Origin of the sequence: Peptostreptococcus sp. D1 (assembly GCF_900112955.1) — a bacterium.
Taxonomy (GTDB): domain Bacteria; phylum Bacillota; class Clostridia; order Peptostreptococcales; family Peptostreptococcaceae; genus Peptostreptococcus.
In genome coordinates, this window is record NZ_FONP01000002.1 from 1 (window position 1) to 12576 (window position 12576).

The window sequence follows — 12576 nt, forward strand, 5'->3', positions numbered from 1 at the left end:
TATAATGTTAATATACAAAAATATATTGTTGATATACAAAAATATATTGTTGATATGCAAAAAGATATTGTTAATATGTAAAATATAATGTTAATTTACAAGAGTATATTTTTAATATACAAGAATACATTGTCAGCATAAAAATAATATATTGTTAGTATATAATAAATACTTGTTTGATATATAATAAAAAATATATTAAATAAATAATTTTTTTTATTTTTTAACTTGAAATTGGAGAATTGACTATGAGATACTATCAGGGATGTATGATTTGTGGAGAAGAACTAGTTTATACAAAGGAATATTCTGAATGTGAATGTTCAATATGCGAAAAATCATTTAGTTCGAATGTAAGGTGTCAAAAAGGACACTATGTTTGTGATTCATGTCACAGTACCAATGCATTAGATATAATTGAAAACTACTGTGTTGGATGTAATGAAATTAATCCACTTGAAATTTCAATAAAATTGATGGATAATCCTCATATATATCTTCATGGACCAGAGCATCATTATTTGATACCAGCTGCCCTAATAACTGCATATTGCAATCAATTTGAAACTCAAGAGCAAAAAATCGAAAAACTAAAAATAGCAAAAGAAAGAGCTAGCGTCATTCCAGGAGGTTTCTGTGGATTTTATGGCTCTTGTGGTGCTGGAATCGAGTCAGGAATATTTGCATCCATTATATCAGAGGCAACTCCATTGACTACAGATTCTTGGGGATTTGCAAATAAAATGACTGGATTTGTTCTAACTGAGCTTGGTGAAATTGGAGGACCGAGATGCTGTAAAAGAAATGGTTGGTATTCAATAATTAAAGCAAGCGAATTTTTAGATAGAGAAATGAACAAAAAACTATTCAATTATGAAAATGAACGCCCAAGCTGTACATACAAAAATAAAAATAAAGAATGTATAAAGATTAACTGTCCGTTTTTCTTAATAAAGAATTTGAAAATGCTATGATATTTTCATAGCATAGCATTTTCAGTCAATATAAAAAATTATTATTAAGAATTTATTTGGTATTAAGACTATTTACTTCCTTCTACTTCATATCCAGCATCAATCCAGGCTATTATTCCACCTGGCTGTCTGTAAACATTTGTGAATCCAGCTTCTTTGGCAATCAAAGCACCAACATGAGATCTTTCACATTTAACAAATCCACAATAAAGAACAATCTTTTTGTTCTTATCAGTTCCAAGAGCTTTGATAAAAGCGTCCTTTTGCTCTGGAGTAGTTTCATCCAATTTTACTGGCAATTCAGCATTTACAGCACCTGGAATTCTATTCTTGTCATAGCTCTTTGCGGGCATTGTGTCCACAATTATCATATCTTCTTTTTTGTCTATCCAAGCCTTTAAGTCTTCAGTGCTAACCAATTTGTACTTACCTTCATCAACAGCTTTAACCAACTGCATAGATGCCTGCTCAATTGTCAGTTCATTTCCATCCTTAGCCGTACCAGGACTATTTTTAGCTGGAGCTGCAGCTTGATTTCCTCCTGAACATGCACTTAAAGAAAGTGCCAATGCAAAGAATAATGCACATACTTTTGTCAATTTTTTCATACCCATTCTCCTTTAAAATAAATTATTCTTATAAAAATTATATCAAATAAGAAAATAGGATTCAATTATACATTGTGAAAACGTTATAGTATTTTTCTATTATCTAGTTTCGATAAATTGATTTGTCGAATAATAATAAGGTTGGCATGAAATCCTACTATTGAGCGGAAGCTGTATCCTCTATTTTCTCAGTTGATATCTTTGCAGAATTTTCTGGAGTTATAACAACTTCTTTTTGTTTCTTAATAACCATATTTTTCAACTGTTCTTCAATCGATTTATTAACAGAATTCTCTCCTCCAACGATTATCACGTTGTCAATATTACCTTCATTCAACAAAGTAGTAACTGAGCTTGGCAATCTATTATTTCTTGTTAATACAACAGTGGCATTTTTTAAACCTGCTATTGTTGATGAAGCCAACGCATCAGGATAATTTCTTCCATCCGCCAAAATTATCGTCTTTAGAGGAATTCCAGTTAATTCTTCAAACATTCTTGCACCTCTTACAGATGTTTCATATCTATCTACTCCATCAACTCTCTTTTGCTCTGCTGGTCCCTTTGGAACAGAATTTACTCCACCGAATACCAGCCAGAAAGGATTACTCGGAATCAAATTAGTCGAATTTGGCACAATGTATGAAAGAATGCTCCCTCTAATTTGTCCCACAATAGCACCAGCTATCAAGGCGTCAGGATAATTTTTCGAATTTATTCCAACAAATTGTTCACCCATTGGATTACTAGTATTTGCTCCATTATAGTAATATCTGGCATAAGCTATTTTTTGCGCTGTTGCATACCTATTTTCTCCTGCTAATCTTTCAACATTATATCCATGGCTTGAAAATTTCTTTTCAACTGCAATTGAAACTGTGTTAGTTCCACCCAAAATAATCACATTTTTGGCATTTAATCTCTTTATCTCTTGAAGAACATCGTCTCTAACATTATCCTTATTTACTAACAGCAGTGGAACTTTAATTTGTGAAACCAAAGATCCTCCCACAAGAGCATCTATATAGTCTTTCCCACTCGCTACTACAACAATATTAGATTCCTTAAAATAATATTTGCTAATCTCAAGAGCAGTGCTATATCTATCTTTACCGCTAATTCTTCTAATATCAAGCTTGTGATCAACTGTAATTAACTGTTTTTTTTCAACTATTGTCTCTTTCGCATCGTTGTTCAATCCCGTATTAAGCTCTATATTGTTTGTGGTAACAGCTTCGTCAGCAAAAACAATTCTCGAAGCGGATGATAAAACAACTAAGCTTAATGCTATTGATATTAATTTTTTCATAAAGAACCACCTCCGAATACATTATATTAATTATAACATAAATTCATGCAGTATACTATTATTCTATTTTAAACGTTGAATTTAAATAGGATTACATCCCCATCCTTAACAACATATTCTTTACCCTCTAATCTCACAAGACCTTTTTCTTTCGCAGCTGACATAGTTCCATGTTCTACAAGGTCATCAAATGCTATCGTTTCAGCCTTAATAAATCCTCTCTCTATATCCGAGTGAATTTTCCCACCAGCTTGAGGTGCCTTTGAGCCTTTTTTTATCGTCCATGCCCTAACTTCCTGTGGACCTGCTGTCAAGAAAGAAATTAATCCTAGAAGATGATAAGATGCCTGAATTAATTTATCCAAGCCTGACTGCTCCAGTCCCAAAGTTTCCAAAAACTCTTTCTTTTCCTCATCAGTTTCAAGCTCAGATATTTCAGCTTCGATTTGAGCACATATCACAACCACATCAGATGCTTCTGTTTTCGCAAACTCTCTAACCGCTGCAACCATACTATTATCAGCACCATCATTTGACAAATCTTCTTCAGATACATTTGACACGTATATCACAGGCTTTGAACTCAATAAATCCAGAGTATTTACATAAGCCCATTCATCATCAGAAAGCTCCATAGTTCTAATGCTTTTACCCTCTTCAAGAGTCGCTTTTACTTGATTAAGGATATCCAGCTCAGACTGCAATTTTTTATCTGCTTTTAGAGCCTTTGTTGTCTTTAATATCCTTCTATCTAGTATTTCCATATCAGAGAAAATCAATTCAAGATTGATAGTTTCAATATCTCTCAATGAATTTATACTTCCATCTACATGGACAACGTTGGAATCTTCAAAGCATCTGACAACGTGAACAATTGCATCGACTTCTCTTATATTTGAAAGAAACTTATTTCCAAGTCCTTCTCCCTTTGATGCCCCTTTTACCAAACCCGCAATGTCAACAAATTCAATTGCAGTTTGAACTATCTTCTTAGAATCATATAAATCCTTCAATATATCCAATCTTCTGTCTGGAACAGATACCACTCCTACATTTGGATCTATTGTACAAAATGGGTAATTCGCAGATTCTGCACCAGCCTGTGTTATCGCATTAAAAAGCGTACTTTTTCCAACATTTGGTAAACCAACTATACCTAATCTCATTTTTAACCTCCAAAATTTATCATCTCATAAATATAAGCTTATAGCCTTACTCTAATACAAATAATAAAATTTTTTTCTCCTACTTAATATCAGCTATTTATTATTGAAATATTCATTATTTATTCTTAATACTAATATCTCATTATTACTTATATTTTATTATTACTATATTTTTTGCATAATAATACAAATTATATTATATAGTATCATAGTGGCAAAATCAAATGATAATCTATATTTTTTTGTAAATATGTGGAACAAAACAAATTCTAATGTGTTATATTAATATAAGCTTATTTAATAATTAGGAAGGAGGAAGTGTATTGCTATGAATAATAGCGAAATAGAAAAAATATATAAAAAATACTATAAAAATTTAATACTATACGCTGTTTCATTGACCGGGAATCTCAACGATGCTGAAGCATTGGTACAATCAACCTTTCTAAAGCAATTCTATCCTATAAAAATACTGGAAGCATCAAATTTTGGCTATCAAAGGTGCTGAAAAATGAATACCTAAATACACTCCGGCACAATGCAAAATTCATTGATAACCCTGATGAGGTTTTCACTACAAGTAAATCAAAATACAACGATTATGAAAATCCCATTGATATTTTAATACAAAACGAAAATATAAAAGAAATCGCGAATGCAATATCACTTCTTCCAGAAAAATACAAAATGGTTATCATGTATAATGTGTATATGCAGCTTGACGATACTGAAATTGCCGAATTGCTGAATACAAGCGAATCTAATGTGAGAAAAATAAGACATAGAGCTAGAAAAAAATTAAGTGAAATACTATCTAAATAATGTTGGGAGGTTTTAGTATGAATAATGATAAAGAAAAAAAACTCGACAACAGAATCGAGAAACTAAAAAAAGAATTTAATACCAACGGAAAAAGCAACACTAAATCAGAAAATGATGAAATATTTTCAGAAAGCGCTTTAGAGTCTGAATCAAAGCTTTATAACCAAATCACAAAGGAAATAAAAAAACGAATACGCAAAACAGTATTAAAGACGATAGCAGTTATAGCTATCATTGCAGTAGCATTGGTCTTTATTATCAATCCTGTCGTAAAATCAATGTATCCTGATTTCGTAGGTTTATCAACATCAAGTGAAAAGAAGTATTTAAAAAATGCCAGTTTATATGATAATATACAATACTGGATTTTCAAAACAATGCCGAACGACTTTAATAAATACGATGAGCCTGATAAGCTTTCAAAGCTTGTATATGTCTTCTACAATACAACTCAGCCATTCACTCGGTCAGGCTTGGTTGAGGTCATCGACAATCATTTTGGCGACTATCAATTCATTGTAAATACTATCTCACCTAATGTAAGCTCAATGAGTAATAGCAGATCAAATGTAATTCAGTTTAAACGAGGTAACACGATTAAGGACACTAATAACAATTATTACTCCGATTTCTATTTTCCAGCATCATACTATGAGACATTGACAGAAAACAATAAAGCCAATGATAATGAGCATAATAAAAAAATAATAGAATCGATAAAAAAGCTTCCTGATTCAGCAGTTGTTTCTGCTTCTATTTTTACCAAAAATGTGGAATCAGTTAGAGATATCACTATATATATGAAAAAAAACTATCCTTTGGTAAATATGTTTTGGATGCCAGTAGTAGATACGGCTGTTTATAATAAAATTGAAAATATTTATAAGAGTAAGTCTGAGAATTTGGAGGATTACAGAATTTTCCAGCTTGGAATAAGCGTCGATAGCCAAATGAAATATCAATCCAATTTAAATAGCCTGTATGATCAAATTGCAAATTATAGTGAAGAAAAAATTAAAGATATTTACTTAGATAATTTAAATAAAATAGTTAATAATCCTATACTATTTTTTACTTTTTCTGACTTTTCGTCAATTATACCACACTACGAAAAAGTTAATTCCTCTTTTGGTACAGCATATTCAGTTGGTTTTGAATTCAATTCCGATAAAGAGCTATACGATAATGTAAAAAGAGGAACTACTGATCATTACTACTACACTTTTAACGAATATTTGGAAAATATCAGAAAATCTAATAAGCTTCAAACGTATTCATTCACTGCAACGTTACAAAAAAATGAACTATTAAGGCTTCTAAATGACGATCGTATATTGACAGCAAACATAATGAGTGTAAATATGTCAGAATATCCTCAGCAATAGATATAATCACTGCTTGAGCAATATACATTTTCGATAATAATATTTTTGCCTCTATTTCATTTATTTAACTATTTTATTATGGTATAATTAGATGAAATGGAGGTGATTTTATGAGTGAAAAAAAGAATAAATTGAAAAATAGAAATATAGTGAGCTTATTAATTGGAATCATACTGATTGTTACTTCAATCTTCACATTTATTAAGCCTGTTAGTACATTTCTAATGCTGTCATATATATTGGGAATTGTATGTATGACAAAAGGAATTCACTTTATATATCTATATTTCAAGCTGAGAAATGAATTTAAACTTAGGGCAAACACCATACTAGTTTTTGGAATAATACTGATAGTTGCAGGAATTATATTTGTTGTAAAGCCAATCTTTGCTAATAATATCTTTACATATATAATTGCAATTTGGTTTATATACGATGCAATTAGCAGCTTTATTTCAATAGGAGAAATAAAGAGTGCAAATCCTAATCTATTCATTTTGAGTATTATCTCAAATATTTTGATATTAATTGGAGCGACCATAATTATAGTCAACCCATGGATTACAATAGTATCATTGTCTATCGCATTGGGAATAACACTGCTTATCTCAGGAATAATGTACCTGATTCGATCACTTACAGCTATCGACAAAAAAGAAGAAAAATCAAGCAGAAACCTCCGTTAGATATAGAAAATGAAATAACAAATCATCCCGCATTATATTATAAGGCTTTGGTATTAAGCAGTATTAGATGAAGCAAGCTGAAATAAAGTAAAATAATGTAAGACAACTTAAAATAATATTCTATAAAAATATTGCAATAAAACAAACACTGAGAATACATAAATTATCCTGTTTTCCCAGTGTTTTTTATTTACTCAATTATAAATGAGCTGTTGTTTTTATCCACAAAGCCAACATTTACTTCACAATTATATGCTTTTCTTATAAATTCAGACAGCTCATCTCTCAATTTTATAACGTCTTTTTCATTTTCACCAATAAAGCCATCAATAGGAAAGAAAATATTCGATGATTCTTCTGTAATTTTTCCATCATCACTCTGTCTCCACATCCATCTCCTAGTTTTAACAGTATTACCACTTACATATACAAATTCACCAGAATCTGGTATTTCAATCTCCGTTTCACCCATAGGCAAAAATCTATCATCTTGATTAGTAAATCTAATCTCCAAATCATCAACCAATTTATCTATATCATGAGCTCCCAAAGGCAATTGATATTTAATAGAGAAAAAATTACCTAAATCAACCACTGGATTAATCTCTGGTAATTTTTTATTTTTTTGAGTCCTTTTAAGCAGGGATTCTATTGAACACATATACTTATTTGGATTGATGCTAAGCTTTCTAAATGCCTCTCTATATAGATTCACATAATGTAATTCCCTAACATTATTATCGATATTTTCTTGTGTAAATTTATCAATCTCATTCTGAAGCAAATCTCCAAGACCATCAAGAGGCGTTGAATTATCAATGCCATTTGCTATTACAACTCCAACACAATAATTTGGAAATACCTCAAATACTTCATTGTCTACAAGAAATTTTTTCATAATCTACCTCCAAAGCTTGAAATATAATTACCATTATACTCCTTTTTAAAAAAATAACAACACAGCTTTTATGATTTTTCATAAAATAATTATATTCCGATGTATGAATCATTTAGCATATATTTCAGTTTTTAGTGATGATACATATTTCAAAACTAATAAAATTTTTTAAATTCCATTATTGGAAACAATTTCCGCGGCTCTAATTACCTCTGCTTTTTCATCGTAAAAAATACGCTGACCTTTCACATACTGGTATTTTTCATGTCCTTTACCTGCAATGATTATCATATCGCCTTCAACAGCCAATTCCATAGCCTTCAGTATTGCCTCTGCTCTGTCCTCTATTTTATATACCTCGCATTTTGAATCTACAAAAGATTCAGCAATATCTTCAATAATCTTCATCGGCTCCTCAGCATCTGGATTATCAGTTGTAATTACGCTCACGTCACAAAGCTTGGCAGCAACATCTCCCAATTCTTTTCTTCTAATCGCAGATCGACCACCAATAGAACCAAAAACACAAATAAGTCTATTCGGCTTATATTGCAAAAGTGTATTCAATACATTTTCAAGACTGATGCCATTGTGGGCATAGTCTAGTACGACTGTTGCATACGGCAATACTGGCAAAACCTCTACCCTGCCATCAACCTGAGCCTTTGATAATGCTTTTAGTGACTTTTCTCTATCAATTCCCAGAGATTCACAGGTAGCAATTACAGCAAGAGCATTGTAAATACTGAACTTACCTGGCGAACAAATATGCATATTTACAGCCTCCAAATCGTTCCCATTCTTTCTTTTAAAATTAAAGCTTGCCCCCAAAGACTTTTCATCTCTTGTCAATACGATGTCACTAGCTTGCAAGTCTGATTCTTTGTCAATTGAAAAAGTTGTAATATCACATTTTGCATTGTCTATTATATATTGTGCGTTTTCATCATCAAGATTTACTACACCATGTCTACACATGGAGAATAATCTGGCTTTACATTCTCTATAATGCTCAAAGGTAGGATGTTCCTTTGGTCCTATATGATCGGGAGAAAGATTCGTATATACACCAATATCAAAATCAATATCATCCACTCTTTGCATCATAAGCCCACCACTAGATACCTCCATCGTAACGCACTCAACGCCTGCGTCCAACATAGCTCTCATAGTTTTATGTAGTTCGTAGCTTTCAGGAGTAGTATTTATTGTTTTTTCAGCAATGTCATTATAAAACACTCCATTTGTGCCGATAACACCAGTATTTAAGCCCGATTCACACAAGACAGTTTTTATATAGTTGGTAATAGTTGTCTTTCCCTTTGTACCAGTCACGCCTATAATCTTCATCTTTGAAGATGGATTTCCGAAAAAATTTGAAGACATCCTCGAAAGCGCTACCCTACTATCAGAGACTATCAATTTGATGGCATCTTCAGGCAATTCCAAATTGTCATTGATAATAAATGCCCTCGCTCCATTGCTATACGCACTATCGATATAATCGTGACCATCCAGAGTTTCACCTTTAATTGCAACGAAAATTGTACCATCTGTTGCTTTTCTGGAATCGTAAGCTATATCTCCAATTTCTATCATTTCCATTTCCAACATGGTTTTGTTTGAAACAAACTCTAAACCATTTAATATATCACTTAGTTTCATTTTTTTCTCCTATTTCAGCTTTCTACCAGACTTTATAATTGTATTCATAGCCAGAACCTCAGATGAGTCAACAAAGAAATTATCATCCAAATTTTCATCCTTTTTGATTATTGAAAGCTCTGTGCATCCCAAAATGACGCAATCACATCCATTTTCTTTTACTTTATCAATAATTTCATCAAACTCTTTCATATTTGTCTTTTTTCCAGCCTTGACATCGTCATAAATAATCTTCATGACCTTGTTTTGATATTCTTCATCCAAAACAAAAAAATCAACACCCTTCTGTCTGCACATATTCTGATATAATTCCGTCTTTATATTGCCAGTTGTTGCCAATATACCAATCTTCTTATGCTTCTGGTCTATTGCATAATCGACGGTTTCTTCTATCATATTCAAAAGTGGAATACTTATGCCTTCAGAAATTTCTTTATAAAAATAATGTGCAGTATTACACGTCAACACTAAAAAATTAGCTCCAGCCTTTTCCAGCCTCCTTGCATCTTTTATCAAAACATCAAGAGGTGATCTTTCAGATTTTCCTATTATATAGGCTGTTCTATCCGGCGTTGATGCCCTATTCATTATTATCATATCTACGTGCTCTTGGTCATTTTTTGCGTCAGTCATTTCTACAACAAGATCATAAAAATACACTGTAGCCATAGGACCCAGCCCACCAAGAACGCCAACTAACAAGCTTTCCATAAAATTCTCCTAGTAATTAATATTTTTTACAGTATTTCTTGAATTTCTTTTTTTGATTTATATTATAAAGGAAAATATATAAACTCCTCTTGAAGTTTCCTTTCAAATCATAATCGTAGCCATAAGAGCTAGCACTCCTTCCACTAGCGACCAAATCCTTGCATTTTTTTACCAAATTCTTATTCTTCACATAATCATACACCACAGAATTTGGTATCACATGCCAATAGAACGGATCTTTTTGTATTTTCAATTCAAGCTCTCTGTTGAAAACTCTGTCTTCAACTACATATTTTGCAATGTTATTTCCAGAGGATGTTACATAAAAATTACTTCGTCCCTGTCTCAAATTTATCTCAAACACCTTGAATTTCCCATCTCTATCATCATATTTAATATCGAAATTAGAAAAACCAACGTATCCTATTTTTTCTAAAAATTCCTTATACTTGTTCAGCAATTCTTCTTCATATTCGGTAATTATAGCTGCATGATTTCCAATGCCCTTTGGAGTGTGTTCTTCTAACAATACATGACCAAAGCACATCATTTTTACCTTACCATTTTGATCTGAGTAACAAGTCAAAACTCTCATATTTTCATCTTCACCTGGAATAAAATCCTGAATAATCATGCTTTTTTCATATCCATAAGAATATACTTCTTCGATAATTTTATTAAATTCCTCTTCATTATTTGCGGTATACGCCTTATTCATACCTTCAAAGGAATTTTGGAAAAAGGATATACTATCTGAGGCCTTAACTATTATAGGATAGTTGAAGCCAAAATCTCTAGTTGAATCCCCTTTGTTGTAAATATAAGTTTTTGGATAATCTAAGCCATACTCCTCACAAACGGAATAGAACAACTCCTTTTCAACCAGCTTATTCTTTAATTCAGAATCAATATACGGAACGACAAATTTTTCAGAAAGAACATCTCTATTATCAATAATCAGCTCTGCATATTCATCTGTACATCCCATCAGTATCAGAACTTCATCATCCGAATGCCTTTCAGCTTCATCAAGAAGAACTTGAACGAATTTATCTTTATTATTAATTTCTTCATTAACTCTAAAGTCAATAAACTTACTGTGATTAGTAGCACCCAAAAAATATCTACCGAATGCTATGGAAGTTATTCCATACTCTTCATGAAACGCCCTAGCAACACTATAACAATTTAAATCTCCACCACATAGTATTGGCTGTATTTTTTTTACTTTCATAGTACACCTCTTCATATATTAAAAATTGTATTAAAACTACATCAAAATCATATTTAGCTCTTATTATTAAATATATACAATATATTAACAATTACATAACCATGACCACATTTTTCTACGATATTCTATACCTATTTCCATTTTTCATCTACATTTTTTTAATTTTTCTTTAATAGGCTGTCTAAGCTCTTCAAAAGACTCTGTATACATACCTTCCCTTAGCTTGGGAAATGCAGTGATGATTCTTTTTTCGCCCCTTCTATAGCTATTGATAAGCTCATTTCTCTTTGTTTTTAGATCTTCCAGCCTCAATTGAGCTTCCGTCTTAATTTCCTTAAAATCTGATAACTCTCTTTCGATAATACCTCCAAAAGCCTCTTTTCTTTCTTTTATATCCGAAATTTCTTTGTCGATAGCTTCTCCAAAAGCATTTTTTCTTTCAGAAAAATCCTTAAGCACTGGATCTACTCTATTTATTATATCGAGTGTTGTATCACTAACACCTTCACCAACCATATTACTCAGCTCATAGATTTGCAATTGCATTTCCTCAAGAAGAGCAAGCTTTTTATTTAGCTTCAGTACATTTTGAACAGAAGCCAGTAAGTCAACTAAAATCAAAATCACTGATAGTCCACAAAGAACTATCAACATTCTTAAATCTATTAACGAAACAAGATTTTCAATCATAAAGTGAATGTCCCTAACAAGTATAACTCCTGCTATTCCCCAGTACACACTAAACTGAATACATACATATCCACCCAAGTTAAATGGTATATCGGAATAATCCCACCATCGCTTATGAAAGATTCTATCTAAGAAAAATCCTACTAAATATTCCAATATTGTGCATATTAACACAGCACCAATAAACAGAATCAATAGATTATCTTTAATTGGATCCAGCAAAAAAACAATGGTAATTGCACCAAATCCATAAATAGGGCAAACCATTCCGGATAGGAACCCCCTATTGATAAACCTCCCCTTTGTAAAAGCATGATAAGCAACCTCAATTACCCATCCACTAAAAGAATAGATAAAAAAATATGCCATATAGTCCCATATTTCTATATTTTTGATAATATCCATAAATTGCCTCCGAACATCTACTA

13 protein-coding genes are annotated in these 12576 nt (G+C 31.7%); 5 read left to right on the forward strand and 8 right to left on the reverse strand.

Going from position 1 to position 12576, the window contains the following annotated elements; all coding sequences use genetic code 11:
- The first annotated feature begins 248 nt into the window (after positions 1–248).
- Positions 249–974, forward strand: coding sequence for a DUF5714 domain-containing protein (locus BM120_RS02585; protein WP_091993042.1), 726 nt, complete (start codon positions 249–251; stop codon positions 972–974).
- A 68-nt stretch (positions 975–1042) separates the two neighbouring features.
- Here BM120_RS02585 and BM120_RS02590 read toward each other — a convergent pair whose 3' ends face one another.
- From BM120_RS02590 to ychF, 3 genes are all read right to left on the reverse strand, one after another.
- Positions 1043–1582 carry a rhodanese-like domain-containing protein gene (locus BM120_RS02590; protein WP_091993044.1) on the reverse strand — a complete coding sequence of 180 codons (540 nt, stop codon included), beginning with the start codon at positions 1580–1582 and terminating at the stop codon, positions 1043–1045.
- Positions 1583–1739: 157 nt separating this feature from the next.
- On the reverse strand, positions 1740–2891 hold the full coding sequence (locus BM120_RS02595; protein WP_091993046.1) for a cell wall-binding repeat-containing protein: 1152 nt from the start codon (positions 2889–2891) through the stop codon (positions 1740–1742).
- A 68-nt stretch (positions 2892–2959) separates the two neighbouring features.
- Complete coding sequence (gene ychF / locus BM120_RS02600) at positions 2960–4057, reverse strand: redox-regulated ATPase YchF (protein ID WP_091993048.1); 1098 nt, start codon at positions 4055–4057, stop codon at positions 2960–2962.
- Between the two features lie 328 nt (positions 4058–4385).
- Between ychF and BM120_RS11060 the strand changes: the two genes are divergently transcribed.
- The 4 genes from BM120_RS11060 to BM120_RS02615 all read left to right on the forward strand — a co-directional run bounded on the left by BM120_RS11060 (position 4386) and on the right by BM120_RS02615 (position 6950).
- The gene (locus tag BM120_RS11060; protein ID WP_242941538.1) at positions 4386–4565 is read left to right on the forward strand and encodes an RNA polymerase sigma factor; all 180 of its coding nucleotides are present in this window, start codon (positions 4386–4388) and stop codon (positions 4563–4565) included.
- Positions 4538–4879, forward strand: a complete 342-nt coding sequence (locus BM120_RS02605) for an RNA polymerase sigma factor (protein WP_242941551.1) — start codon at positions 4538–4540, stop codon at positions 4877–4879. The genes BM120_RS11060 and BM120_RS02605 overlap by 28 nt, the downstream gene beginning before the upstream one ends.
- A gap of 17 nt (positions 4880–4896) precedes the next feature.
- Positions 4897–6264 (forward strand): hypothetical protein, encoded by a 1368-nt coding sequence (locus BM120_RS02610; RefSeq protein ID WP_091993050.1) that lies wholly within the window; start codon positions 4897–4899, stop codon positions 6262–6264.
- 110 nt (positions 6265–6374) lie between these two features.
- Positions 6375–6950 (forward strand): HdeD family acid-resistance protein, encoded by a 576-nt coding sequence (locus tag BM120_RS02615; RefSeq protein ID WP_091993052.1) that lies wholly within the window; start codon positions 6375–6377, stop codon positions 6948–6950.
- Positions 6951–7140: 190 nt separating this feature from the next.
- Here BM120_RS02615 and BM120_RS02620 read toward each other — a convergent pair whose 3' ends face one another.
- The 5 genes from BM120_RS02620 to BM120_RS02640 all read right to left on the reverse strand — a co-directional run bounded on the left by BM120_RS02620 (position 7141) and on the right by BM120_RS02640 (position 12553).
- Positions 7141–7848, reverse strand: coding sequence for a B3/B4 domain-containing protein (locus tag BM120_RS02620; RefSeq protein WP_091993053.1), 708 nt, complete (start codon positions 7846–7848; stop codon positions 7141–7143).
- Between the two features lie 168 nt (positions 7849–8016).
- On the reverse strand, positions 8017–9513 hold the full coding sequence (locus BM120_RS02625; RefSeq protein ID WP_091993055.1) for a UDP-N-acetylmuramoyl-L-alanyl-D-glutamate--2,6-diaminopimelate ligase: 1497 nt from the start codon (positions 9511–9513) through the stop codon (positions 8017–8019).
- A gap of 9 nt (positions 9514–9522) precedes the next feature.
- Positions 9523–10224, reverse strand: a complete 702-nt coding sequence (locus BM120_RS02630; protein ID WP_091993057.1) for a cysteate racemase — start codon at positions 10222–10224, stop codon at positions 9523–9525.
- 16 nt (positions 10225–10240) lie between these two features.
- Positions 10241–11458 carry a carboxylate--amine ligase gene (locus BM120_RS02635; RefSeq protein WP_091993059.1) on the reverse strand — a complete coding sequence of 406 codons (1218 nt, stop codon included), beginning with the start codon at positions 11456–11458 and terminating at the stop codon, positions 10241–10243.
- A gap of 144 nt (positions 11459–11602) precedes the next feature.
- The gene (locus tag BM120_RS02640; protein ID WP_091993061.1) at positions 11603–12553 is read right to left on the reverse strand and encodes a putative ABC transporter permease; all 951 of its coding nucleotides are present in this window, start codon (positions 12551–12553) and stop codon (positions 11603–11605) included.
- Positions 12554–12576: the final 23 nt, after the last annotated feature.